The 24,658-nt window shown below is 68.3% G+C and carries 19 protein-coding genes and 1 other RNA gene; 8 read left to right on the top strand and 12 right to left on the bottom strand.

The genetic code is table 11. The features are described from left to right. Positions 1-33 precede the first annotated feature (33 nt). A complete protein-coding gene (locus DFR39_RS05675) occupies positions 34-720 on the top strand; it encodes a Crp/Fnr family transcriptional regulator (RefSeq protein WP_162849433.1) in 687 nt (228 codons plus the stop codon). A 19-nt stretch (positions 721-739) separates the two neighbouring features. On the opposite strand, the gene DFR39_RS05670 is transcribed toward DFR39_RS05675, so the two are convergent. From DFR39_RS05670 to DFR39_RS05655, 4 genes are all read right to left on the bottom strand, one after another. Continuing rightward, complete coding sequence (locus tag DFR39_RS05670; RefSeq protein ID WP_133602579.1) at positions 740-3,799, bottom strand: efflux RND transporter permease subunit; 3,060 nt, start codon at positions 3,797-3,799, stop codon at positions 740-742. 13 nt (positions 3,800-3,812) lie between these two features. Next, positions 3,813-4,976 carry an efflux RND transporter periplasmic adaptor subunit gene (locus DFR39_RS05665; protein WP_162849432.1) on the bottom strand — a complete coding sequence of 388 codons (1,164 nt, stop codon included), beginning with the start codon at positions 4,974-4,976 and terminating at the stop codon, positions 3,813-3,815. A gap of 159 nt (positions 4,977-5,135) precedes the next feature. Next, complete coding sequence (rnhA, locus tag DFR39_RS05660) at positions 5,136-5,606, bottom strand: ribonuclease HI (RefSeq protein ID WP_133602578.1); 471 nt, start codon at positions 5,604-5,606, stop codon at positions 5,136-5,138. Positions 5,607-5,627: 21 nt separating this feature from the next. Further along, positions 5,628-6,416 carry a class I SAM-dependent methyltransferase gene (locus DFR39_RS05655; RefSeq protein ID WP_133602577.1) on the bottom strand — a complete coding sequence of 263 codons (789 nt, stop codon included), beginning with the start codon at positions 6,414-6,416 and terminating at the stop codon, positions 5,628-5,630. 18 nt (positions 6,417-6,434) lie between these two features. Here DFR39_RS05655 and gloB point away from each other — a divergent pair, with 18 nt between their 5' ends. Continuing rightward, positions 6,435-7,229 (top strand): hydroxyacylglutathione hydrolase, encoded by a 795-nt coding sequence (gene gloB / locus DFR39_RS05650; protein ID WP_211343825.1) that lies wholly within the window; start codon positions 6,435-6,437, stop codon positions 7,227-7,229. A gap of 50 nt (positions 7,230-7,279) precedes the next feature. After that, entirely contained in the window at positions 7,280-8,851 is a 1,572-nt protein-coding gene (locus DFR39_RS05645; protein WP_133602576.1) for a transglycosylase SLT domain-containing protein, read from the top strand. 57 nt (positions 8,852-8,908) lie between these two features. Here the strand turns inward: DFR39_RS05645 and DFR39_RS05640 are convergent, their stop codons facing one another. From DFR39_RS05640 to DFR39_RS05620, 5 genes are all read right to left on the bottom strand, one after another. After that, the gene (locus DFR39_RS05640) at positions 8,909-9,298 is read right to left on the bottom strand and encodes an MAPEG family protein (RefSeq protein ID WP_133602575.1); all 390 of its coding nucleotides are present in this window, start codon (positions 9,296-9,298) and stop codon (positions 8,909-8,911) included. Between the two features lie 27 nt (positions 9,299-9,325). Beyond that, positions 9,326-9,910: a recombination mediator RecR gene (recR, locus tag DFR39_RS05635; protein WP_133602574.1), complete on the bottom strand. Its 585-nt coding sequence runs from the start codon at positions 9,908-9,910 to the stop codon at positions 9,326-9,328. Between the two features lie 7 nt (positions 9,911-9,917). Then, on the bottom strand, positions 9,918-10,244 hold the full coding sequence (locus tag DFR39_RS05630) for a YbaB/EbfC family nucleoid-associated protein (RefSeq protein ID WP_133602573.1): 327 nt from the start codon (positions 10,242-10,244) through the stop codon (positions 9,918-9,920). A gap of 70 nt (positions 10,245-10,314) precedes the next feature. Then, positions 10,315-12,366, bottom strand: coding sequence for a DNA polymerase III subunit gamma/tau (gene dnaX / locus DFR39_RS05625; protein WP_133602572.1), 2,052 nt, complete (start codon positions 12,364-12,366; stop codon positions 10,315-10,317). A 72-nt stretch (positions 12,367-12,438) separates the two neighbouring features. Beyond that, positions 12,439-13,422 (bottom strand): isoaspartyl peptidase/L-asparaginase family protein, encoded by a 984-nt coding sequence (locus DFR39_RS05620; protein WP_133602571.1) that lies wholly within the window; start codon positions 13,420-13,422, stop codon positions 12,439-12,441. 143 nt (positions 13,423-13,565) lie between these two features. Between DFR39_RS05620 and DFR39_RS05615 the strand changes: the two genes are divergently transcribed. The 5 genes from DFR39_RS05615 to infA all read left to right on the top strand — a co-directional run bounded on the left by DFR39_RS05615 (position 13,566) and on the right by infA (position 16,131). Next, complete coding sequence (locus DFR39_RS05615; protein ID WP_133602570.1) at positions 13,566-14,690, top strand: AIR synthase-related protein; 1,125 nt, start codon at positions 13,566-13,568, stop codon at positions 14,688-14,690. A 64-nt stretch (positions 14,691-14,754) separates the two neighbouring features. Then, positions 14,755-15,138: a SirB2 family protein gene (locus DFR39_RS05610; RefSeq protein WP_133602569.1), complete on the top strand. Its 384-nt coding sequence runs from the start codon at positions 14,755-14,757 to the stop codon at positions 15,136-15,138. A gap of 66 nt (positions 15,139-15,204) precedes the next feature. Then, positions 15,205-15,302, top strand: an RNA gene (ffs, locus tag DFR39_RS05605) — signal recognition particle sRNA small type. 265 nt (positions 15,303-15,567) lie between these two features. Beyond that, positions 15,568-15,774 (top strand): cold-shock protein, encoded by a 207-nt coding sequence (locus tag DFR39_RS05600; RefSeq protein WP_211343824.1) that lies wholly within the window; start codon positions 15,568-15,570, stop codon positions 15,772-15,774. A gap of 120 nt (positions 15,775-15,894) precedes the next feature. After that, on the top strand, positions 15,895-16,131 hold the full coding sequence (gene infA / locus DFR39_RS05595) for a translation initiation factor IF-1 (protein WP_133602567.1): 237 nt from the start codon (positions 15,895-15,897) through the stop codon (positions 16,129-16,131). A gap of 57 nt (positions 16,132-16,188) precedes the next feature. Here the strand turns inward: infA and DFR39_RS05590 are convergent, their stop codons facing one another. The 3 genes from DFR39_RS05590 to hrpA form a co-directional block, all read right to left on the bottom strand. After that, positions 16,189-18,576 carry a serine/threonine protein kinase gene (locus DFR39_RS05590; RefSeq protein ID WP_133602566.1) on the bottom strand — a complete coding sequence of 796 codons (2,388 nt, stop codon included), beginning with the start codon at positions 18,574-18,576 and terminating at the stop codon, positions 16,189-16,191. A gap of 32 nt (positions 18,577-18,608) precedes the next feature. Beyond that, a complete protein-coding gene (locus DFR39_RS05585) occupies positions 18,609-20,558 on the bottom strand; it encodes a serine/threonine protein kinase (protein WP_133602565.1) in 1,950 nt (649 codons plus the stop codon). A 109-nt stretch (positions 20,559-20,667) separates the two neighbouring features. After that, positions 20,668-24,651, bottom strand: a complete 3,984-nt coding sequence (hrpA, locus tag DFR39_RS05580; protein ID WP_162849431.1) for an ATP-dependent RNA helicase HrpA — start codon at positions 24,649-24,651, stop codon at positions 20,668-20,670. Positions 24,652-24,658: the final 7 nt, after the last annotated feature.

Genomic DNA, 24,658 nt, shown 5'->3' with positions numbered 1-24,658 from the left:
TCTAGCCCAGCCCCATGCCGCCTCGAAAAGGAAATGCCTTTCATGACCCTGCAGGAGATGCTTGAGAAGTCCGTCTGGGGCCGCCAGCTCGGCGCCGCCCAACTCCAGCATGTGATCCAACAAGCACGCGAGCGCCCGGTGGCGGCCGGCCAGCCCATGGTGCGCAACGGCGAGCTGGCCGAGCACTGGATCGGCCTGATCAGCGGCTTCGGCAAGATGAGCATCTGGAGCGCCGACGGACGCGAGACGGCCTTGATCGGCACAGCGCCAGGCGGCTGGTTCGGCGAGGGCACCTTGATCAAGCGCGGGCGCTGGCAGTATGACGCCGTGGCCCTGCGCGACACCCGCCTGGCCCTGATCCCGCGCGAGACCTTCGAGTGGCTGCGCGCGAACAGCCTGCCCTTCAACCACTATCTGCAGCAGCTGATGAGCGCGCGCATGGGCTTCTTCATCGCCCAGCTCTGCAATGACCGCCTGCTGGACTCCACGGCGCGTGTGGCCCGCAGCCTGGCCGGCCTCTACAACCCGGAGCTCTACCCCGAACCGGGGCTCTTCCTGGACCTGCGCCAGGCCGAGGTGGCCCAGCTGGCCGGCGTCTCGCGTCAGCGCGCCAACGCGGCACTGCAGGTGCTGGAGGACGCCGGCCTGCTCCAGGTGGGCCGACGCGGTATCGAGGTGCTGAGCCTGCAGGGCCTGCGCGACTACGCAAGCCCGGGCTGAGGGCGCGCCAGGCGCCCGATCAGCCCACCAGAGACGGTGTCGTGATCTCGCCCGGCACGCGCTTGCGCGCGAACAGGGTGTACATGGTCGGCACCACGAAGATGGTCAGCAGGGTGCCAAAGCTCATGCCGCCCACGATCACCCAGCCGATCTGCTGACGGCTTTCCGCGCCCGCACCCGTGGCCAGGGCCAGGGGCACGGCGCCCAGCACCATGGCGCCGGTGGTCATCAGGATGGGCCGCAGACGCAGGGCCGAGGCTTCCACCACCGCCTCCATCATCTCCTTGCCCTGCTGGCGCAGCTGGTTGCTGAACTCCACGATCAGAATGCCGTGCTTGGTGATCAGGCCCACCAGGGTGATCAGGCCGATCTGCGAGTACACATTCAGCGTGCCGCCACTCCATTGCAGGGCCGCGAGCGCCCCCACCATGGACAGGGGCACGGCCAGCATGATGACCAGCGGATCCACAAAGCTCTCGAACTGCGCGGCCAGCACCAGGAAGATGAAGAGCAGGGCCAGCACGAACACAACCCCCAGGGCGCCGCTGCTGCTCTTGTACTCGCGCGACACGCCGTTGAGTTCGGTCGCGTAGCCCATGGGCAGGACCTCGCTGGCGGTCTTGTCCATAAAGGCCAGTGCCTCACCCAGGGCATAGCCGGGCGCGAGATTGGCCGTGATCGACACGGAGCGACGCTGATTGAAGTGATTGAGCTCGCGGGGGCTCACGGCCTCACGCACCTTGACCAGGCTGGACAGCGGAATCATCGTGTCGTTGCGGCCGCGCACGAACAACTTCTCTATGTGCTCCGGCGTGGTACGGCCGGCAACGTCGGTCTGCACGATCACGTCGTACTGCTCCGCATCACGCTTGTAGCGGGTGACGTTGCGGCCGCCCAGCATGGTCTCCACGGTGCGGGCCACCTGATCGACGCTCACACCCAGATCGGCGGCGCGCTCGCGATCCACCTCCAGAAAGACCTCGGGCTTGTTCAGGCGCAGATCGTTATCGGGCTGCACAAAGCCCGGGTTCTTGGCCAGGGCGGCCATGAACTCCTGAGTCACCCGGGCCAGATTGGCATAGCTGTCGCTGGTGACGATCACGTAGTTGATCGGCCGCTCGCGAAAACCCTGACCCAGGCTGGGTGGTGTGACCGGGAAGACGCTGACGCCAGGCAAGCCCGCCAGCTGCGGCTGCAGCTTGCGAGCCAGCTCCTGGGTGCTGATGCTGCGATCGGCCCAGTCCACGGTGCGCATGATGGCCGTGGCCTGCGACACGGTGGAGCCGCCCGCAAACAGGAAGCGGCGGTCAAACTCAGGATAGCCCGAGGTGATGCGTTCGATCGCATCGAGATAGCGGGCGGTGAATTCCAGCGTCGCGCCATCGGGTGCGCTCACGGGCATGAAGATCACACCACGATCCTCCAGCGGCGCCAGCTCGCTCTTGGCATGGCTGAACAGCCACCAACTGTAGCCACCCGAGGCCAGCATCACCAGCACCACCAGCCAGCGCTGCCGCAGCACGAAGCGCAAGACGGAGGCATAGCGATCACTGATCCAGACCAGCACCCGCTCCATGCCCTGGTCAAAGCGTGTGGGCTTGGGGTTGTGGCGCAGCAGCTTGCTGCACATCATGGGCGTAAGCGTCAGGGCCACAAAGCCCGAGACGATCACGGCGCCCGCAAGGGTCAGGGCGAACTCCGTGAAGAGCCGACCGGTGCGGCCCGGCGTGAAGGCCAGGGGCGCAAACACCGCGGCCAGCGTGAGCGTCATCGCCACCACGGCGAAGCCGATTTCCTTGGCACCCTTGAGCGCGGCCTGGAAGGGCTCCAGCCCCTCCTCGATATGGCGGAAGATGTTCTCCAGCACCACAATGGCGTCGTCCACCACCAGACCGATGGCCAGCACCAAGGCCAGCAGGGTCAGGGTGTTGACGGTGAAACCCGCCGCCGCCATCAGGGCAAAGGCACCGATCAGGCTGACCGGAATGGTGACCAGCGGAATGACGGAGGCCCGCAGGGTGCGCAGGAAGACGAAGACCACCAGAGCCACCAGCACCACCGCCTCGGCAATGGTCGTGTAGACCGACTTGATCGAGCGATCGATGAAGATGGAGTTGTCATTCGCCGGCATCACCCGGATCGCATCCGGCAGATCCTGCTGCAGACGCGGCAGCATCGCGCGAACCCCGGCCGAGACCTCCAGCGGATTGGCCGTGGCCTGCCGGATCACCCCCAGACTCACCGAGGGCACGCCATTGAGACGCACGCGCGAACGCTCGCTGGCCGCGGCCTCCTCGATGCGGGCCACATCCTTGAGCCGCACCGTGAAGCCATTGACCTGCTTGAGCGCCACCTCGCCGAATTGCGGCACGGTGTTGAGATCGGTACGCGCGGTCACGTTGAACTCGCGCTGCTGGCTCTCGATGCGACCGGCCGGCACCTCCAGGTTCTGGCGGCGCAGCGCGTCTTCCACATCCTGCACCGTCAGCTTGTAGGCCGCCAGCCGATCCGCATCCAGCCACACGCGCATGGAGTACTTGCGGTCGCCGCCAATCTGCACATCGGCCACGCCGGGCACGGTCTGCAGGCGCGGCTTGACCACGCGATTGACCAGATCGGTGATCTGCAAGGGATCCAGGGTATCGCTGGTGAAGGCCAGCCAGATGGTGGGGGTGGCGTCCGCCTCCACCTTGGCCACCACCGGCTCATCCACCGCAGCGGGCAGGCGGCCGCGCACGCGCGAGACACGGTCGCGCACATCGGCGGCCGCATCGTCGGGGTTCTTCTCCAGCTTGAAGCGCACCGTGATCTGGCTCTGCTCGGAGCGGGAGATCGAGGTCAGAATGTCCACGCCATCGATACCGGCAATGGAATCCTCCAGCGGCTTGGTGACCTGGGTCTCGATCACCTCGGAAGAGGCGCCCACCAGACGGGTGCTCACCGTCACCACCGGCTCATCAATGCGCGGATACTCGCGCAGCGAGAGCTTGCCGAAGGACACCAGGCCCACCAACACCAAGAGCAGGGACATCACGGTCGCGAAGACCGGGCGACGGATGGAGGTCTCGGAGATACGCATGGCGCGCCCCTGCTCAGCGGCTGGCCGCCGAGGCTGCCGCCTTCGGTGCGGCCGGCTTGTCCAGGTCCACCAGCTTGACCGCTTGAGGCCCACCGCGCATCAGACGCGCCTGCCCCGCCGTGACCACCAGATCACCGGCCTTGACCCCCTCCAGCAACTCCACCTTGCCCGGCACACGAACGCCCAGGCGGGCCTCGATGCGCTCGGACATCAGCCCCGGCTTGCCTTCGCCGGCCGGCACCAGCTTGATCACGAACTGCTTGCCGCCTTGGGGCACCAGCGCCTCCTCGGGCACCACCAGGGCCTGCTCGCGCAAGGCGAACACCACCTTGACCCGCGCAAACAGCCCCGTGCGCAGCGCGGCGGTGTCGCCCTTGAGGCGGGCACGCACCAGCATGGACCGCCCATTCGTGTCGAGTTGGGCATCCAGGGCCTCGATCTGCGCCTCGAACTCGCGGCCAGGCAGGGCATCCAGGGTCACGGCGACGGCCTGCCCGAGGCGCAGGCGCGGCACGAAGCGCTCGGGCAGACGGAAATCCACCCACATGGACGAGGCATCCTCCAGGCTCACCAGCTCGCTGCCGTCCTTGACATAGTCACCCAGATTCACCTGACGTATGCCGGCCACGCCATCAAAGGGCGCACGCACCTGCAGGCGCTCCAGCTGGGCCTTGGCCAGGGCCACCTGGGCCTCGGCCACCTTGAGCGTGGCCTCGGCCTGATCCACCACGCTGGGCGAGACAAAGCTCTGCGCCAGCAGCTCACGATTGCGCGCCAGCTGGGTGCGGGCAATGGCCGCCTGAGCCTCGGCCTGCTGCAGCTGGGCCGCCTGCAGGGCATCATCCAGCTGCACCAGCAGCTGGCCGCGGCGCACGCCTTGCCCGTCACCGAAGCCCAGCTTGACGACCCGCCCGCTGATCTCGGGCTTGAGCGTCACGGACTGCCGTGCACGCAGCGTCCCCACGGCCTGGGCCTCGTCCGCCATGCTCATGGTCTGCACACGCCCGGCCTCCACGCTGACAGGTCCTCCGGCGCCTGGCCCGCCGCTTGGCGCGCCGCCGGCCTTGGCCGAGGCCGCCGGCGTCGACACCGGTTGCTTTTGCCACCACCATGCGAAGACGCTCAGCCCGGCGATCGCCAGCACGGCAACCACGCTATGTAGTTTTTTGATGCCCATCGTTTTTTCTCCGAGCGCGCACTGTAGCGGCGAACCCCCTCGCCTGCAGCGCTATCGCGGGGCTTTTGGCCCCAAACCGGGAAGGCTGGGGATGAATGGCGAACAAGGGCGCAGAGCGCACGAATGGAGCCCCCCGTGCCTCGCGCGCCAGCCCGGGACTCAAAGCGAGGCGGCGCCCTTGTTGGCCAGGGCGTCAGCCCGCTCGTTGCCGGGGTCGCCGGCATGGCCCTTGACCCAGCGCCAGTCCACCTCGTGCAGCTTGCGCAGCGCGTCCAAGCGCTGCCAGAGCTCCGCGTTCTTCACCGGCTTGCCATCGGCCGTCTTCCAGCCGCGCCGCTGCCAGTTGGCAATCCACTCGGTCATCCCCTTGCGCACGTACTCGCTGTCGGTGAAGACGGTGACGCGGCAGCTGCGCTTGAGCGAGGCCAGGGCCTCGATCACCGCGGTCAGCTCCATGCGGTTGTTGGTGGTGTTGCGCTCGCCGCCGAACAGATCCTTCTCATGGTCCCCGCTGCGCAGCCAGGCACCCCAGCCGCCGGGGCCGGGATTGCCCTTGCAGGCGCCATCCGTGTAGATGATCACCTGGGGCTTGGGGAAGCTGGCCGCTGCGGGCCGGGTTTCGCTGTTCATGCGTCTTGACTCTGTATTTGCTTACTGCTTGTGATGTTGGTGCAAGGCCACCGCGGCGCGGGCCTGCCGAATGCGTGCGCGCTGCCGAGACAGACCGACCAGCCGCATGCCATGCACGCGCTTGACGGCCACCAGAAAATAGCTGGCCCCCAGCACCGGCCACCAGCGCTGCCCCAGGCCTTCCAGCCAGTGCCAGCGCTGCAGCCATTTGTCGCTGCGCAAGGGGGGCGCATAGGCGCCGAAGCGGGCCGTCTCGACCTCGAGATTCAGCAGGCGCAACCAGTCCCGCAGCCGCCAATAGCCCAGAAAATCGCCGGCGCGCGGCAGATAGAGATCGGGCCCGACACCCGGCAGGCGCGCCACCAGCCGGCCCAGATTCTGCCTCAGGCCCCAGCTGCTGGCGGGATTGATGCCCAGGATTACCAGCCGCCCTTCCGGCCGCAGCACACGCTCCACCTCCCGCAGGCATTGGTGCGGGTCGGCGGCAAATTCCAGGGTGTGCGGTAGCAGCACCAGGTCAAGACTGGCACCGTCGAAGGGCAAGGCCTCGAACTCGCACACCAGGGCGGCACCCTCATGCCGAAGCTGCGGCGCGCCCAGCGCCCTGCCCTCGTCCAACGCCAACCAGCGCTGCGGCATGCGATTGGCGCGCAGGCCCTGCAACTCGGGCAGCCCCAGCTGCAGCGCGTGGAAGCCGAAGACATCCGCCACCGCCGCGTCCAGCTGCGCCTGTTCCCAGGCCAGCAGATAGCGTCCGGCCGGTGTCTGCAACCAGGCGGCCAACTCTACAATTGATGCTTCATGCGTCATGGAATCCGCTGCATGGGCCTGGAACTGCTCGCGCTGCCCGCCTTCACCGACAACTACATCTGGATGCTGCACGACGGCAGCGAGGCCCTGGTGGTGGACCCTGGCGAGTCCGTCCCGGTGCTGGCCGCCCTCAAGCGCCTCAAGCTCGGCTTGGCAGGCATTCTAGTGACCCATCATCATGGCGATCATGTGGGGGGATTGGCGCCGCTGATGGAGCTGCTGCAAGGCCAGGTCTGGGGCCCGGCTCGCGAATCCATTCCGGCGCCGCCGGATCGCTACCGGGCGCTGCACGAGGGTGAGACACTGACCCTGCTTGGGCAGACCCTGCAAGTCATCGAGGTTCCGGGCCACACCGCGGGTCATCTGGCGTTCTATGCCAGCCCGCCGGACCAGGCTCCGCTACTGTTCTGCGGGGACACCTTGTTCTCGGGCGGCTGCGGCCGCCTCTTCGAGGGCACGGCTGTTCAGATGTGGACCTCACTACAGCGTCTGGCCGCCCTGCCAGGGAATACCCGGGTATGCTGCGCCCACGAATACACCTTGTCGAATCTGCGCTTTGCGCGGACCATTGAGCCCGGCAACCAAGCCCTGGCCGCCTACCAAGCCTGGTGCGAAGCCAGACGTGAGCAAGAACTGCCGACCCTGCCCTCCAGCATCGGGCAGGAACTGGACATCAACCCCTTTCTGCGCTGCGACCAGGCAGCCGTGCGCGCCGCCGTTCTGGCGCGTAGTCCCGAATCCCTGACCGCGCAGCAAGCAGAGCCCGCCGCGGTATTCGCCCTCCTGCGGCAATGGAAGAACGAGTTCCGATGAACAAGCAGCGCCCCCCAGCCCATTCCTCTCTTCTGCCATCCTCCTCACGCATGCCCCTGCGCCCGCACACGCTGGCCCTGAGCGGCCTGGCCCTGCTGCTCAGCGCCTGCGCCAGCCTGCCCCCGCCACCGCCCGCCAGCGCGAACGCCCAGCAGCCCCCCCAGAGTCTGGGCATCAAGCCCAGCATCGCGCCGCTGGACCCGCCCCCCGTGGCCAGCGCGCGTGCCGCGATGCCCCAGGTGGAAGACGATGTGCAGCCCGGCAGCCAGGTCAATCTGGATGACAGCGCCGCCCGCGACGACCTGTGGGAACGCATACGCCGTGGCTTCGCCATGCCCGACCTGGACAACGAGGGCGTGAGCCGGGCCGAGGCCTGGTACCGCGATCGCCCCGACTATGTGGCCCGCATGACCGAGCGCGGCAGCCGCTACCTCTACCACATCGTGGTCGAGGTCGAAAAACGCGGCATGCCCATGGAGCTGGCCCTGCTGCCCTTCATCGAAAGCGCCTTCAACCCGCATGCGGTCTCCAGCGCCAAGGCCACCGGCATGTGGCAGTTCATGCCCGCCACGGGCCGCGACTTCGACCTCAAGCAGAACATCTTCCGCGACGACCGGCGTGATGTGCTGGCCTCCACCCGCGCCGCCCTGGACTATCTGGGGCGTCTGCATGCCATGTTCGGCGACTGGCATCTGGCCTTGGCCGCCTACAACTGGGGGCAAGGCAATGTGCAGCGGGCCATCGCGCGCAACCAGAAGGCCGGCCGGCCGACGGACTATGAGAGCCTGCGCATGCCGGACGAGACGCGCTTTTATGTGCCCAAGCTGCAGGCGGTCAAGAACATCGTGCTGCGGCCCCAGGCCTTTGCGCTGACGCTGCCGCCGGTGGCCAACCACCCCTACTTCCTGAGCGTGGCCATCGACCGCGACATCGACGTCGAGGTCGCCGCGCGCCTGGCCGACATGCCCCTGGACCGCTTCAAGCAGTTCAACCCCCAGGCCAACAAGCCGGTGCTGCTGGCGGCGGCCGGCAGCAAGGTGCTGCTGCCCTATGACAACGCCGAGGCCTTTGCCCGCAATCTGGCGGCGCATCGCGGCCCCCTGGCCAGTTGGACCGCCTGGGTGCTGCCGCGCACCATGAAGCCCGGCGAGGCCGCCCGCGAGGTGGGCATGAGCGAGGAGGCTCTGCGCGAGCTCAACCGCATCCCGCCGCGCATGCTGGTCAAGGCCGGCTCCACCCTGCTGGTGCCGCGCAGCGGCAAGCGCGACCAGGATGTCTCCGAGCATCTGGCCGACAACGCCAGCATCAGCCTGGCGCCCGATGCCCCGCCGCTGCGCCGGGTCAGCCTCAAAGCGGGCAAGGGCGAGACGGTCGCGTCCGTGGCCAGGCGCTACAAGCTGAGCACCAGCCAGGTGGCGCAGTGGAACAAGGTCTCACCTCAGGCCAGCTTCAAGACCGGCCAGACCCTGGTGGTCTATCTGGCCGCCAAGCCGCGCGTCGAGAAGGGCCGCGTCAGCCGCGGGGCCGGCGCCAAGATTGCGCGCAGCACGCCGAACGGCGCCCGCGCCAGCGTCAAGACCGCACGCAGCGTGGCCGGAGTTCAGAAGCCCAGCAAGCGCTGAAGCTGCAGCGGCAGCGGCGACCCGCCGCAAAAGAAAGGCGCCAGCAGCTGGCGCAGCTCAGACGAAGAAGAGCGCGCCGGCGCTGAAGAAGCCGGCCGCCCAGGCGAGTGAGCGCAAGGGCGCCTGGTCCGCCAGGTACAGGCCGATGTAGATCAGGCGGAAGGTGATGAAGGACAGGGCCAGCATGTCCACCCGCGCCTGCTCGGCCCCCAGTTGCTGGGCCGCCAGCACACCGGCGATGAACAGCGGCAGGGCCTCGAAGCTATTGGCCTGGGCCGCATTGGCGCGCGCCTGCCAGCCGCTCAGTCGCGCCATCCACTCACGCGGGTTGTTGTTGTCATAGCCGCCTTCGCGGCGGCGCTTGCCAAAGCCCTTGGACTTGGCCAGACCGGCACAGACGATGGGCAGCACGCAGGCCACCAGAATGCAGTAGTTGGCAACGCTCATGGCGTGTCGGCTCCTTGTTTGTGCTTCTCAGCGACGGTCCACCAGGGCATGGGCAATGGTGCCCAGGTCCACATACTCCAGCTCGCTGCCCACCGGCACGCCGCGGGCCAGGCGCGTGGCCTTGATGCCGCGCGCGCGCAAGGCTTCGCCCAGCACATGGGCCGTGGCCTCGCCCTCGGCCGTGAAGCTGGTGGCCAGGATCACCTCCTGCACCGCCGGCTCGGCCGCGCGTGCCAGCAGCTGCTGCGCGCCTATGGCCTGGGTGGATTGTCCGTCCAGCGGGCTCAGCCGCCCCTGCAGCACGAAGTAATAGCCCTGGAAGGAGCCGCTGCGCTCCAGGGCCGCCTGGTCCGCAGGCGTCTCCACCACGCACAGCAGGCTGGCGTCGCGCCGCGTGTCGCTGCAAATCTCGCAGACCGGCGCCTCGCTGAAGGTGTGACAGCGCTCGCACAAGCGCACCTGGCTGGCCGCCGCAGCCAGGGCCTGGGCGATGGCGCGCGCGCCATCGCGGTCGTGCTGCAGCAGGTGATAGGCCATGCGCTGCGCCGACTTCTGGCCCACGCCAGGCAGGCGCTTGAGCGCCTCGATCAGTTGTTCAAGCGCCGTCAAGATGAGCGGGTCAGAAGGGGAACTTCATGCCGGGCGGCAGGGGCATGCCGGCGGTCAGCTTGCTCATCTTCTCCTGGCTCACGGCCTCGGCACGGCGCACGCCGTCGTTGAAGGCGGCTGCCACCAGGTCTTCCAGCATGTCCTTGTCATCGGCCAGCAGGCTGGGGTCGATGGTGACGCGCTTCACATCGTGCTTGCAGGTCATCACGACCTTGACCAGACCGGCGCCGGACTGGCCCTCGACCTCGATATTGCCCAGCTCGTCCTGGGCCTTCTTGAGGTTGTCCTGCATGGCCTGGGCCTGCTTCATCAGGCCGGCGAGTTGACCCTTCATCATGGTGCGATCTCCTTGGGAAACGGGGGATGGGCCGCGGGGAATCCGCTGGGCCCGGGGTACGGAAAAAAAATCAGTGCGGCTTGATCGATCCCGGCACGATACGCGCCGTCTTGAACTGGCTCAGCAGCTGCTGGACCAGGGGGTCGTCAAACACGATTTGTTCGGTCTGGCGCTGGCGTGCCTGGGTCTCGGCCGCATCGCGCAGGGCCGGCGAGTCCTGGGCCAGGCCGGGCACCATCTCCACGCGCACCTGACGCTCCAGCAAGGTGGACAGGGCCGCTTGCAGCTTGTCCTGCAGGCCCGGCTGGCGCAGCGAGTCGCGCTCCACACGCAGGGTGAAGCTGCTGAGCTCGGCCGACTCGTCCAAGGCGATGCACTCGGCCTGCAGGGCCAGCTCGCGCGCCATGGCCACCAGGGACAAGCGCTTGACCAGAGCGGCCCAGCGCTCGCCCAGGGGTGTGGCCACCAGGGGCACATCGGCACCCGCAGTCGATGCATACGATCCGCCACCGGCCGCAGCGGCGCCGGGCAGGTCCAGTTCTTCCAGCTCGCCCAGGTCTGTGTCCGAGGGGCCGGCGCCACCGCCGTCCTCGTCCATGGGCGGGGCCGCATCCAGCCAGGGCGGCGGCTCATTGCCCCCGGCGCTGGCGTCCTCGGCCGGAGCCGGTGCGGCCGCCACTGGGCGGGGACGCAGGCGGGCACTGGGCGACTCGGGGTCCACCGGCGGACGCGCCACCACAGCAGGTGCAGGTGCGGGTGCGGGTGCGGGTGCGGGTGCGGGTGCGGGTGCGGGTGCGGGTGCGGGTACGTGGGCAGGCGCTGGCGCGGGGGCCGGTGCGGGAGCCGCCACCACGGGCGCCACCACCTCGGGCGGCTTCACGCTCAGCGTGGGTGCCGCCGGACGCAACAAGGGGGCACTGGCCGGCGTGGGCGCCACAGTCACAGGGGCCGGCGCCGCGCTGACCGGCGCCTCGGCGCGTCGCGGCGCGCTCAGCCCGCCACCACCACCGGAGCCACCGCTCGCACCGGGGCGAAAGGCCAGCATGCGCAGCAGCACCATGGTCAGGCCTGCATAGTCATCCGGCGCCAGAGCCAGCTCCTGCCGGCCATGCAGGGCCATGCTGTACATCAGCTGGATCTCGTCGGCCGGCAGCAGGGCCGCCAGGCGCTTGGCCTCAGCCGTGTCGGGATCCTGCTCATCCAGAGCCTTGGGCGCCGCCTGGGCCACGGCCATCTGCTGCAGCAGATGGGCCAGGTCTTCCAGGGTGCCGGCGGGCGAGAGGCCGAGGCCGCGCAGGGCATCGGCCTGGGCCACCAGGGCCGGGCCATCGGCCGCGGCCAGGGCATCGACGATGGCCGTCACATGGCCACGGTCCACCGTGCCCAGCATCTGGCGCACGCCCGGCTCGGAAAGCTGGCCCGCGCCAAAGGCGATGGCCTGATCGGTGAGCGAGAGCGCGTCGCGCATGGAGCCGCGGGCGGCACGCGCCAGCAGGCGCAGCGCGCCGGGCTCGGCCGGCACGCTCTCGGTGGCCAGCACGGCGGTCAGGTGCTCCAACACCGTCTGCGGCGCCATGGGGCGCAGATTGAACTGCAGGCAGCGCGAGAGCACGGTGACCGGCACCTTCTGCGGATCGGTGGTGGCCAGCACGAACTTCAGGTACTCGGGCGGCTCCTCCAGCGTCTTCAACATGGCGTTGAAGGCGGTGTTGGAGAGCATATGCACTTCGTCGATCATGTAGACCTTGAAGCGCCCCACCACCGGCTTGTAGATGGCCTGGTCCAGCAGCTGGGAGATCTCCTCCACGCCGCGGTTGGACGCCGCGTCCAGCTCCACATAGTCCACGAAGCGGCCGGCATCGATGTCGCGGCAGGCCTCGCAGACGCCGCAGGGCTGGGCCGTGATCGTGCCCTGGCCGTCCGCCCCGGTGCAGTTCAGGCTCTTGGCCAGGATGCGCGAGACCGTGGTCTTGCCCACCCCCCGGGTGCCGGTGAAGAGATAGGCATGGTGCAGGCGCTGCTGCGTCAGCGCATTGGCCAGGGCCTGCACCACATGCTCTTGGCCCCGCAGCTCTTCAAAACTGTGGGGGCGGTACTTGCGCGCGAGGACCTGGTAGCTCATGGGCCGCGATTCTAGTGAGAAGTCGGGCGCAAGCCGGGCAGGCGTCCCGCGCGGGGCGGCGCGCCTGCCGCCTCATGGGGCGTCGCGGTAGATGCCCACCCAGGGTTTCTCGCCGGCACGGACATAGCCGCGGTACATGCCCTCGGTGTTGAAGGGCAGACAGACCTCACCCCGGGCCGACACCGCGACCATCCCGCCCTCGCCGCCCAGCTGCGGCAGCTTGTCCATGACCACACGCTCGCAGGCCGAGCGCAGGTCCAGGCCCGCATAGGCCATCAGGGCCGACACATCGTGGGCCGCGCAGGCGCGGATGAAGGCCTCGCCGGTGCCGGTGGATGAGATAGCCACCGTCGCGTCATTGGCGTAGCAGCCCGCCCCGACGATGGGAGAGTCGCCCACCCGGCCCGGCTGCTTGTTGGTCATGCCGCCCGTGGACGTGGCCGCGGCCAAATGCCCCTGAGCGTCCAGGGCCACCGCGCCCACGGTGCCAAACTTGTGCCGCTCGTCCAGCGGCCCCTCGCCCAGGCTCAGGGCCTGCCCGTCATGGTCCAGCACCTGTCCGGCCTGGCTGGCCTGCACCCGCCGCAGCTGCTCCAGCCGCTGGGGCACCGAGAACCAGTCCGGCTCTACCCACTCCAGCCCGTAGCGCCGAGCCAGCTCGTCGGCCGCCTCGCCAATGAACAGCAGGTGCGGGCTGCGCTCCATCACCGCGCGGGCCAGCAGCACGGGGTTGCGGGTGCGGCGCAGGCCGGCCACCGCGCCGGCGTTCAGGCTGCGGCCATCCATCACGCAGGCATCGAGCTCATGTTGGGCCGCAGCGGTGAACACCGCCCCCTTGCCCGCGTTGAAGAGCTCGCATTCCTCCAGCTGCCGCACGGCCTCGACCACCACATCCAGCGCGGGGGCGCCTGCAGCAAGCTGCGCCTGCCCCTGCTCCAGAATCTCATGCAAGGCTTGCCGGTAGCCCTGTTCGGCCCCGGCGCTCATGCTGCCGCGCCGCAGGGTACCGGCCCCGCCGTGAATGGCGAGCACGGGTCGGGCAAGGGCACTGCTCATCGTCATTGCTTGATCTCCACGGAATGGTCCTCCCGGGCGCCACGCTGGCCGGGCCGGGAACATCGCATTCTGGCGCCGCTGCAGCGGCGGCGGCGGCGCATACGGGCGCAACTCGCCCCTCGCGCATGGCCGATAATCGCCCCATGAGCACCCACGCCCCCTCCTCGCCCGACACCCTCAGCTACGAGCAAGCCGGTGTCAACTACGACCTGATCGACCCGCTGAAGATTGCCGCGCAGCGCGCCGCTGCCGCCACCGGCGCCCATCTGGGCGGCCACGGCTTTGCCGAAGTTCCGGCCTCGCGCGGCGAGTCGGCCTATGTGGTGGATGTGGGCCCCTTCTATCTGGCCTCCATCGTGGAGTGCCTGGGCACCAAGACCCTGGTGGCCGATGAGATGAGCAAGCTCACCGGCAAGAGCTTCTATGCCGGCATCGCCCAGGACACCATCGCCATGGCGATCAATGACCTGATCACGGTCGGCGCCACACCCCTGGTCGTGCAGGCCTACTGGGCTGCGGGTGGTTCCGACTGGTTTGGCGACAAGCTGCGCGCCCAGGCCCTGGTCGAGGGCTGGAAAAAGGCCTGCGACACCTGCCAGGTGGCCTGGGGCGGCGGCGAGACGCCGGCCCTGGCCGGCATCGTGGAAGAAGGCCGCATCGACCTGGCCGCCTCCTGCACCGGCCTGATCAATCCCAAGACCCGCCTGTCGGTGGGTGACAAGCTGGGTGCGGGCGATGCCATCGTGCTGCTGGCCTCCAGCGGCATCCATGCCAACGGCCTGTCCCTGGCCCGCAAGCTGGTCGAGCGCCTGCCCCAGGGTTACCTGACCGAGATCGCGCCTGGCCTGAGCTATGGCGAGGCCCTGCTGGCACCCACCGTGCTCTACTCGCCGGTGACCGAGGCCCTGTTCAAGGCCGGTATCCAGCCGCACTACTGCGCCAACATCACCGGTCACGGCTGGCGCAAGCTGCTGCGCCACCCGGGCCAGTTCACCTACCGCATCCACACCGTGCCCCCGGTCACCCCGGTGCTCAAGTTCATCCAGGAACAGGCCAAGCAGGACGACCGCGAGGCCTATTCGACGCTGAACATGGGCGCGGGCTTTGCGCTCTTCGTGCCGGCTGCAGATGCCGAACGCACGGTGGAAGTGGCCAAGGCCTGCGGCATCGAGGCCTGGGTCGCGGGCAGCCTTGAAGAGGGCCCCAAGCAGCTGCTGATCGAACCGCTGAACATCCGCTTCAGCGACGACGATCTGCAACTGCGCTGATACGGCGACCGACTGCGAGCGCGGCCACCAAGGCCGCGCCAGAACCCTCAAGGATAGGCGCCACGTGGACTGGTTCTACACGCAGATGCTGGAGATGCACCGCATACTGGGCTGGTGCAGCATCCTGCTGTTCGCCGGCCGCGGACTGATCTACCACCTGGGCGGTCGCTGGGCAGTGGACAGCCGTGGCGGTGTCATCGCCTTTGGCGTGAACATGCTGCTGGTGGTCAGCGGGCTCAGTCTCTGGGGCCTGCTCAGCTTCAATCCCTTGCGCGATGGCTGGCTCATGGCCAAGCTGCTGGCCGTCACGGGCTATGGCGCCTGCGCGCACTTCGCCATGCAGGATGAAGACTTCAGCCTGCCCTTGTACTTCCTCACCCTGCTGCTGCTGGGCTATATCGTGTCCCTGTCCTTCATCCGAGACCCCTGGCTGGGTCTGCTGGGCTGAGAGTTCGGGAAGCGACAGGCGCGCAGTTCGCCCGAGGGCCGTCGGGCATCGCATACAATGGCGCTTGACGGGCCTCCTCGCATGGAAGCGCGGCCAACCGGGTCAGGTGGGGAACCAAGCAGCCCTAACCGTTGTGACCAGTGCCGGGGGTAAGGCTCGTCAACCCCAATACCTGAGCAAGCCCCTACGCACGCTCGGCGATCGCCGTGGCGGCATGCTAAACTTCGGCGCATAGATTCGCGCAAGGCCCTTCTCCAACGGTCTTATCTGCAGCCCCGCCGGTCCGCATCATGCAGACTCTCAAAGCGAGCGGCTCGCTACAGCTTCACCCCTGCTGATTGCTCTTGAGTGTTTCTGTCTCCGGCTCGCCATGGTGGCGCCCGGAGTGTTCTCGTTTCATTTTCATCTCATCAAGGAAACACCATGAACCTGCAAACCGGCATCGTGAAGTGGTTTGACGACGGCAAGGGCTTCGGCTTCATCACCCCGAGCGACGGCTCCAAGGACCTGTTCGCTCACCACAGCGAAATCCGCAACAACGGCGGCTTCCGCACCCTGGCCGAAGGCGCCCAGGTGGAGTTCGAGGTCAAGCAGGGCCCCAAGGGCCTGCAAGCCGCGAACATCCGCGCCGTCTAAGTCCCTCAGGGACTGACCTCATCGCGGGGAGCATGCATCGCACCCCGCGGTGTTTCTCTCCGCTAACCTAGACAAACCGCCCTGCTCGGCCTGCGCCGACAGCGCACAACAAGGACATACATGGCCAAGGAAGAGCTCATCGAAATGCGCGGCACCGTCAACGAGGTGCTTCCCGATTCCCGCTTTCGCGTCAAGCTCGAGAATGGCCATGAGGTCATCGCCTACACCGGCGGCAAGATGCGCAAGCACCACATCCGCATCCTGGCGGGCGATGCCGTGACCCTGGAACTTTCGGCCTACGACCTCTCCAAGGGTCGCATCACCTTCCGTCACCTCGAGCGTCGCGGCCCTTTCTGAGCCCACGCCAGCCCGGGCCGACAGCGCCCGCCGCCACCTCCAAGCGCCAGCTGCCGCTCAGGCAGCCTGCTTGAATGCCATCACCGCCTGGTTGCGCAAGGTGCGCAGCAGCGACAACTCCTTGTCGCCCAGCGCGATGCCGCCCGTCTCGGCCTTGTCCGCATAGATCATGGCGAAGGGCGCACCCTTCATGCTCATGGGCAGGATCAGAAAGCTGGCCGCCTTGGGCGCGCCCAGGAACCAAGCCGGCAGACGCTGGGCAATCTTGGGCACCGAGGCATCCGTGATCAGCGTGTCCACCCCCTTCTGGCACACCGCCGCAAAGAGATCGTTGGCCTGATCCGGACCCGGGCGCAGGGGCACGCGAAACAGCGGCGCCACCGTCTCCACGCCTTCACCCAGACCGAAGCGACCGGTCAGGGTGTCATTGCGCGGGTCACGCAGACAAAAGACCACCCGCCTGAAGCCGAGGCTGCGATAGATGGTCTCCAGAATCATGCGCAGCACTTCGTTGAGACGGAAGTTCTCCACCATGGCATTCGTGATGTCCTGAATGCCGGCCGCCAGGATGTCGGAGGCCGCCTCGGACGCGCGCTCTGCGGCGGAACCCTGCACCAGGGTCATGGTGGCATGCAGCTCATGCGGCGAGAGACTGTCGTCCAAGGTCGGCCTGATCGGCGCCAGCAAACGCTGCGCCGCCGAGCGCTGGGCCGGTCGGATGTTCATGGCCTGGGCCAGCTGAGCCAGACGCTGACGCGCCTCGTCGGCCGCCAGCTCAAAGGACTCGGCCGGGCTGCCCAAGGCCCGCGAGTATCGCTGCGCCAGGGCCTTGAGCCTGGCGTGCGCCTGCTCGGGTTCCGTCCTCAGGATCAGGTCCGACACATCGTTGGCGGCGCGGACCAGCCAGCGCTGACGCTCGATCGGGCTCTCCAGCAGACGCATGGGCGGCTCCCCTGAAGGCCGATCCATGCCGCGCAGCAGCTTGTCCGGCAAGCCCCATTGCCGCGCCACGCCCTGCCCCAGCTGCTCGTAGCTCAGCCCCAGGACCTGCATGGCGGCTTGGACTTCCGTGATGGGCGGAGTGCCACCCTGCAGCTGGCGAATCTGCTGTGCTTCTTCCGGGAAGTAGAACTCGCACAAGAGCCGACCCAAGCCCTGCAGCAAGGCCATCAGAAACACTTCCTCCTTCTCCTGCGGCAGGACGCACAGCTCGCGCGCCAGGGCGCCCGCCATCAAGGCCCGCAGAAACTCCTCACGCAGCTGCTGGGCATGGGTCTTGTTTTCCATGCGCTCCAGCAGGATGAGGGACAGCGCCAGATTACGTATGCCGGAGAAGCCAATCAGGGCCGCCGCACGCGACACCGTGGAAATGCTGCCGCCCCCCGCGTGGCTGAACTGCGCGCTATTGACCAGACGCAGCAGCTTGTGCGTCAGCGCCACATCCTTGAGGATCTCGTTGGCCAGGCTGTGGAGGTTCTCGTTCTCGGAATGGGTGAGGCGTTGTATGCGCTGCACCGCATCGGACATGGCGGGAAAGTCGCTCTTGTGCCGCATGCGCCGAAGCAGGAACTCCAGGGTGGCAGCGGCCCCCGACTCCACGGTGGTGGCGGCGGCCGGGTGCAGCCAATCCTGCAAGGCGTCGTGCATGTCCCGCGCGCTGCTCCAGCGCTGCGCCGGGTCACGCGCCAGCCCGCGTTGGACGATGGCACGCAGCTTGTCGTCCACGGCGGCCTCGAGTCCGGAGGGCAAGTGCAGGTCCTGCTCGATCGCCAGACGGACCGCTCGCCAGGGCTCGGTCTCCTGCACCAAGCGCTGTCCCGCCAGCATCTCTGCCAGCACCACGGCGGCCGCGAAGATGTCCATGGAAGCGCTGGGCGCCTCACCACGGGCAGCCTCGGGCGAGATGTAGCCCGGCGTGCCCACAATCCCCTGGGCGCCGCTGCCGGGCCGGTCTGCGCGGGCCGCGATCCCGAAATCCATCACCCGCGGGCGAGCGCGTGCATCCAACAGGATATTGGAGGGCTTGAGATCTCGATGCACCACGCCCGCGGCATGGGCGGCCGCCAGGCCGTCCAGGACGCCCAGCATCAGCTCCACCGACTCACGCACACCCAAGCGCGACCCGGAGCGCAAGCGCTGCGCCAAGGTCGGCCCCGGCACGTACTCAAACACCAGATAGGCCTGACCCACCTGCACATCGGCCTCGAAGACCTGGACGATATTGGGATGCTGCAGCCGGCTGACGGCACGCGCCTCGTGCAGACCGTCCTCAAGCTCGTCCTTGCGCCCCCCCAGGTTCAGGACCTTGAGCGCCACCTCGCGGTCCAGATGCGGGTCATGCGCCAGCCAGACCGTCGCCTGCGCGCCCTTGCCCAACTCTCGCAGCAAGCGAAAGCGGCCCAGCGCTGGCGGTAGCGTGGGCGCGACGGGCGGGGTAGAGGACATGGCGTCGGCCGTATGCGAGCGGTTTCAGGCGCTCACAAACCCGGTGAAGCCACCGGCGGCATGGGGCTGGTCGAGCCGCTCCCCTCTCCCGGGGACACGGGCGCCGCGGCAAGCGCCGCCGAGGCCGGTGGGGGCAAGGGCGGCTCGCTGCCGTCGGTACGTCCACGCAAGCGGTTGCGCAAGGCCGAGGGCTGCGGAGCCCCCGACGTGACAGCAGGCGTCACGGTGGCAGCGGTGGTTTCGGCGGGCTGAGCCTGGACCGAGTCCTCGGCCGACGTCTCCGGGTTCAAGGCCAGCAGCACATCGCGCAGGCCCAGCCCCAGAATCCGCGCGTAGCGGCGCGTGGCCAGCTCCACGCCGATCTGGCGCTTGTGTTCCGGAAGATCCAGCGCCTCGATCAGCTCATTGGCCAGGCTGCAGGTCAGTCGCAACAGCTCGACATCGCCCGGATGCGCGCCGGCACGCACCGGTGCGTCCGGCGGGTAGCGCCGCATCATGTGCAGCAGCTCATCGCCCAGACTCCAGTAGCGGGCCACGGCCGTGCCGAGCGTCTCCAGATCGCAGCCCAGCACAGCAAAGGCCGCGGACTGCTCGCTCATGCCGCTGGGATTGGGCTGCTCGGCCGTGGGCTCGGGGGCCTGCATCAGCTGCCGGATCTGCAGGGCATCCTCGGGAAAGTGGTACTGCAGCAGCAAACGCCCCAGGTTCTGCATCACCGTGATCAGGTAGACCACCTCGGCGTCGTAGCCGGCCGGGCGCAGCACCTGAGCCACCTGGCCGGCGCGCTGCACACGCCGCATCAGGCTTTGCAGGCGCGCCGCATGGGCCTCGTTGAGCGGGCCCGGCCAGGGCTTGAGCCCGCGGGCCGCCTGCTGCACGCCGTTGAGGCCCAGCATGGCGATGGCCCGCTGCATATTCAGAATGGCGCCGCCGCTGACGGACTGGCCGTGCGACTTGAGCGCGTTGTTCACCCGGCGCAGCATCTCCAGGCTCAGGGCCATGTCCTGCAGCACCAGGGTGGAGAGCTCGCTGGCGTGCGTGGACTCCATGGCCGAGGACTGGGCGATGCGCTGCAGGCGCAGCGAGGCGATGGGCAGATGGCCCACGCGCTGCAGCCGGTCCATCAGCTGGGCCACCATGCCGCCTTGCTCGCTGACGCTGCCACGCCAGCCCTCGAGCGCCCGTAAGAAGCTGCGCGCGCTGTGGTAGCGCTGGCGGGCCTGGCGGTCTACCGCGCGATTGGCGATGGCGCGCAAGGGTTCCGCAATGGGCTGCGGTGTCTCGAAGGACAGCCGCACCAACTCGGAGCCCTGCGGTTGCATGCGCTGGAGCACCAGATTGAGATCGGCCTCATCCAGCACGGCACGGCCCGTGAGCACCCGATGCAAGACCAGACCCGTCCGCAGCACATCCTCCTCGGCCGCCTCGCGCAGGGCTCGGCGCGTCAGGGTGTTGAAGTCGGTATTGGCGGGAAACACATCCTGGGCGACTTCCAGCCCCAGAAGACGCACATGGCCGGCGGCGTCCACGACCCAGCTGCCCGACTGCACATCGCGATGCGCGTGGCCGGCCTCATGGGCAAAGGCCAGGCCCTCCAGCGCTTGGCACAACCACTGCGCAGCCTCCACAGGCTGGGGCAGCCCTTGCCGGGACAGACGTTCATCCAGGGTCTCGCCCAGGGCCCGGTCATAGGCCAGAAAGGGCCAGTGCTCCACCTGCCCCACTTCGACCACATGGGCGAGATTGGGGTGCTGGACGCGCGCGGCCGTATCGGCCATCTTGAGCCAATGCGCCAGCGCCGCCGGACTGTTGGGCGCCTGGCGCGGCATGCACAGCATCAGCTCCTGACTGCTGCGCGGATCCAGCACCAGCCACAGCATGCTGCGGCTGCTCTTGCTCAGGAGGGCGCGCAACTCGAAGCGCCCGAAGCGGCGCAAGGGCGCGGGCGCGCTGGAACCGGCATTGGAATCGGCGTTCGACACGGGACGCACTAGAAGAGTTGGACCTGGGGCACGTTGGCAATTTCAACCGGATTGTGCGCCTGTCGATACCGGGAACAAACTCCGAATACCAGCGCAAACCGGGGAACACTCAATGGTTGAACTGGGCCCAGACCTTCTCCAGGCGCTTGACACTGACCGGCTGCGGCGTGCGCAGCTCCTGGGCGAAGAGGCTGACCCGCAGCTCCTCCAGCTGCCAGCGGAAGTCTTCCAGGCGCGCGTCGCGCGTGCCCTTGAGCTCGGCCAGTCGGCGCAGATAGCGCTGCTCCAGCGGGCGCAGCTCGGCCAGCAGCTTGGCATCGCGCGCGGCATCGATGCGCCACTTGTCCAGCCGCGCGGTGATGGCCTTGAGGTAGCGCGGCAGGTGCTGGGCCTGGCTCCAGGGCGTCTGGGTGACAAACTGCTTGGGGCAAAGGCGCTGCAGCTGGGCCGTGATGTCCTCGGCCACCTCCTTGGGCGCCCGGCTGTCCTTGAGCTTGCGGCTGGCGGTCTGGAAGTCCAGCAGGATCTGATACGTCAGGCGGGCCACCTCCTGGGCGATCAGGTTCAGGCGCGCGCGCCCCTCCTCCAGCCGGGTCTTGAACTCGAACTCATGGGTGGGTAGCGGTTCGGCCAGGAAGGCCCGGTCCACCGCCACGCCGATGATCTGCTCGCGCAGCTCCTCGGCCGTGCCCAGGCTCATATAGGCCACCGACATGGCCTGCAGGTCCGGGATGTTTTTCTCCAGGTACTTCAGCGGCTCCTTGAGCTGCAGCGCCACCAGGCGGCGCAGGCCCAGGCGGTGCTTGGCCGCGGCCACCTCGGGCTCGTCGAAGACCTCGATCTCCACATGCGTGCCGCGGTCGATCAGGGCGGGGAAGCCGATCAGGGTCTTGGCGCCCTTGCTCACCTCCATCAGCTCCGGCAGGGTGCCAAAGGTCCAGGCGGTGTAGCGGCTGGCGCTGTCATGGGCCGCGGGAGCCGGTGTCGGCGCCGGCGCGGCCTTGCCGCCACGGCCGGCCGGCAGGGCCGCCGCCGGGCTTGCTGGTGCCGGGCTGGCGGCCGCCGGCAGCTTCAGCGCCGCCAGGGCCTGGAAGGCCGAGCGCGCCTGGCCACCCAGCTCGGCCTTCAGGGCCGCCAGGTTGCGGGAGAGCCCCAGCTGGCGGCCATGCTCGTCCACCACCCGGTAGTTCATGAACAGATGGGCGGGCAGCTGCTCCAGCTTGAAGTCATTCTTCTGGATGGCCAGCTGGGTGCACTCCTTGACCGACTTCAGCAGCGCCTCGACCAGGCCGCCCTGGGCAAAGGGCGTCAGCTCGCAGAACTCGGCCACATAGTCCGGCAGCGGCACCAGGCGCGCGCGTGGCTTCTGGTGCAGGCTCTTGACCAGGGCCAGCACCTTGGCCGCCAGCATGCCGGGCACCAGCCATTCGCAGCGCTCCTCGCTGACCTGGTTCAGCGCATAGATGGGCACGGTGACCGTCAGGCCGTCGCGCGCGTCGCCGGGCTCGTGCAGATAGTCGGCCCTGCAGTCCACGCCGCCCAGGCGGATGGTCTTGGGGAAGGCATTGCTGGTGACGCCAGCAGCCTCGTGCCGCATCAGTTCCTCGCGGCTGATGTGCAGCAGCTTGGGGTTGCCCCGGCTGGCCTCGCGGTACCACTTCTCCAGCGTGTGGCCGGAGCAGACCTCGGCCGGCAGCTGGCTGTCGTAGAAGGCGTAGATCAGCTCATCGTCCACCAGCACGTCCTGGCGGCGCGACTTGTGCTCCAGCTCCTCGACCTTGGCAATCTGCTTGCGGTTGTGGGCCAGGAAGGGCAGGCGCGTGTCCCACTCGCCATTGACCAGGGCCTCGCGGATGAAGATCTCGCGCGCCGCCACCGGATCCACCTTGCCGAAGTTCACACGGCGGTTGCTGTAGACCACGATGCCGTAGAGCGTGGCGCGCTCCAGCGCGATCACCTCGGCCGCCTTCTTCTCCCAGTGCGGCTCGGCCCGCTGGATCTTGAGCAGATGCCCGGCGATGCCCGGCAGCCATTGCGGCTCGATATTGGCGATGCCGCGGCCGAAGAGGCGGGTCGTGTCCACCAGCTCCGCCGCCACGATCCAGCGGCCCGGCTTCTTGCTCAGATGGGCGCCCGGGTGGCGGTAGAACTTGATGCCGCGCGCACCCAGGTACCAGTCCTCGTCCTCGCTCTTGAAGCCGATATTGCCCAGAAGGCCCGACAGCATGGACAGATGCACCTGCTCATAGGTGGCCGGCGCGCCGTTGAGGCGCCAGCCATGTTCGGCCACCACGGTGTGCAGCTGGGAGTAGATGTCGCGCCACTCGCGCACGCGGCGCGGGCTGATGAAGTTCTCGCGCAGCAGCTGCTCGTGCTTGCGGCTGGAGAGTTTGTGCTCCCCTTCCCCGCCACGCGATTCGCCCAGCCATTTCCACAGCTTGAGATAGCCCATGAACTCCGACTTCTCGTCGTCGAACTTTTTGTGCTTCTCGTCGGCGGCCTGTTGCTGCTCCATGGGCCGGTCGCGCACGTCCTGGCCGGAGAGCGCGCTGGCGATGATCAGCACCTCGGAGAGCGCGTCACGCGTGCGCGCCTCCAGGATCATGCGGCCGACGCGCGGGTCCAGGGGCAGCCTGGAAAGCTCCTTGCCCAGGGGCGTCAGCTCGTTCATCTCGTCCACCGCGCCGAGCTCCTGCAGCAGCTGGTAGCCGTCGGCAATCGCCTTGCGCGGCGGCGGCTCGATGAAGGGGAAGGCCTCGACCTGACCCAGGTGCAGGGCCTTCATGCGCAGGATCACGCCGGCGAGCGATGAACGCAGGATCTCCGGGTCGGTGAAGCGCGGGCGCTCGTGGAAATCCTTCTCGTCGTAGAGCCGGATGCAGATGCCATTGGACACCCGGCCGCAGCGACCGGCGCGCTGGTTGGCCGCCGCCTGGCTGATGGGCTCAACCTGCAGCTGCTCCACCTTGTTGCGGTAGCTGTAGCGCTTGACCCGCGCCAGGCCCGGGTCGATCACGTAGCGGATGCCGGGCACGGTCAGCGAGGTTTCGGCCACATTGGTGGCCAGCACGATGCGCGGCGCCCCATGCGGCTGGAAGATGCGGTTCTGCTCGGCTTCCGAGAGCCGCGCAAACAGCGGCAGCACCTCGACGCCGGGCGGATGGTGCTTGCGCAGCGCCTCGGCCGCCTCGCGGATCTCGCGCTCGCCGGGCAGGAACACCAGCACATCGCCCGAGCCCTCGCGCCAGAGCTCGTCCACCGCATCGCAGATGGCGTCGTTGAGGTCGTACTCGCGCGACTCCTCGAAGGGGCGGTAGCGCTGCTCCACCGGGAAGGTGCGGCCCGAGACCATCAGCACCGGCGCTGGTCCCTTGGCGGAGGCGAAATGCTGGGCGAAGCGGTCGGCGTCGATGGTCGCCGAGGTCACGACCACCTTGAGATCCGGCCGGCGCGGCAGCAGCTCGCGCAGATAGCCCAGCAGGAAGTCGATGTTCAGCGAGCGCTCGTGGGCCTCGTCGATGATCAGGGTGTCATAGGCCTTGAGCAGCGGATCGGTCTGGGTCTCGGCCAGCAGGATGCCGTCCGTCATCAGCTTGACGCTGGCCCCGGGCTGCAGCCGGTCCTGGAAGCGCACCTTGTAGCCCACCACCTCGCCCAGCGGGGTGTTCAGCTCCTCGGCAATGCGCTTGGCCACGCTGGAGGCCGCGATGCGCCGCGGCTGGGTGTGACCGATCAGACCGCCACCCCCATTGGGATAATTCGCGCGGCCACGCCCCATGGCCAGCGCGATCTTGGGCAGCTGGGTGGTCTTGCCCGAGCCGGTTTCGCCACAGACGATGACGACCTGGTGCTCGGCCAGTGCGCGCTCAATCTCCTCGCGCCGGCCCGAAACGGGCAGGCCCTCGGGAAAGCTGATGGGCGGCACCGGATTGGCGGGCACCGGCGCGCGCTCGGTCCGCGGTGGCCGCGGCGCGCGGGGGCCGGTGGCAGCGTCGGATCGGGGGGGGCGAGGGGCGCGGGCCGATGACCCGGCCGCAGCCGCGGGAGGAGAGGCAGGCTTGGAATTCACTGGGGCGGGATTATCCGCGAGCACTGCGGCA

Origin of the sequence: Roseateles asaccharophilus (genome assembly GCF_004362405.1) — a bacterium.
In the GTDB taxonomy this organism is placed as follows: Bacteria; Pseudomonadota; Gammaproteobacteria; order Burkholderiales; family Burkholderiaceae_C; genus Kinneretia; species Kinneretia asaccharophila.
The sequence above is the reverse complement of the archived record's forward strand: the minus strand, read 5'-3'. Positions and strand labels throughout refer to the sequence as shown.

What these genes read in the sequence shown, in the direction of transcription:
- DFR39_RS05675 (WP_162849433.1), top strand. Translation starts at nt 34, where the DNA reads ATGCCTTTCATGACCCTGCAGGAGATGCTTGAGAAGTCCGTCTGGGGC.
- DFR39_RS05670 (WP_133602579.1), bottom strand. Translation starts at nt 3,799, where the DNA reads ATGCGTATCTCCGAGACCTCCATCCGTCGCCCGGTCTTCGCGACCGTG.
- DFR39_RS05665 (WP_162849432.1), bottom strand. Translation starts at nt 4,976, where the DNA reads ATGGGCATCAAAAAACTACATAGCGTGGTTGCCGTGCTGGCGATCGCC.
- rnhA (WP_133602578.1), bottom strand. Translation starts at nt 5,606, where the DNA reads ATGAACAGCGAAACCCGGCCCGCAGCGGCCAGCTTCCCCAAGCCCCAG.
- DFR39_RS05655 (WP_133602577.1), bottom strand. Translation starts at nt 6,416, where the DNA reads ATGACGCATGAAGCATCAATTGTAGAGTTGGCCGCCTGGTTGCAGACA.
- DFR39_RS05645 (WP_133602576.1), top strand. Translation starts at nt 7,280, where the DNA reads ATGCCCCTGCGCCCGCACACGCTGGCCCTGAGCGGCCTGGCCCTGCTG.
- DFR39_RS05640 (WP_133602575.1), bottom strand. Translation starts at nt 9,298, where the DNA reads ATGAGCGTTGCCAACTACTGCATTCTGGTGGCCTGCGTGCTGCCCATC.
- DFR39_RS05630 (WP_133602573.1), bottom strand. Translation starts at nt 10,244, where the DNA reads ATGATGAAGGGTCAACTCGCCGGCCTGATGAAGCAGGCCCAGGCCATG.
- dnaX (WP_133602572.1), bottom strand. Translation starts at nt 12,366, where the DNA reads ATGAGCTACCAGGTCCTCGCGCGCAAGTACCGCCCCCACAGTTTTGAA.
- DFR39_RS05620 (WP_133602571.1), bottom strand. Translation starts at nt 13,422, where the DNA reads ATGAGCAGTGCCCTTGCCCGACCCGTGCTCGCCATTCACGGCGGGGCC.
- DFR39_RS05615 (WP_133602570.1), top strand. Translation starts at nt 13,566, where the DNA reads ATGAGCACCCACGCCCCCTCCTCGCCCGACACCCTCAGCTACGAGCAA.
- infA (WP_133602567.1), top strand. Translation starts at nt 15,895, where the DNA reads ATGGCCAAGGAAGAGCTCATCGAAATGCGCGGCACCGTCAACGAGGTG.
- DFR39_RS05590 (WP_133602566.1), bottom strand. Translation starts at nt 18,576, where the DNA reads ATGTCCTCTACCCCGCCCGTCGCGCCCACGCTACCGCCAGCGCTGGGC.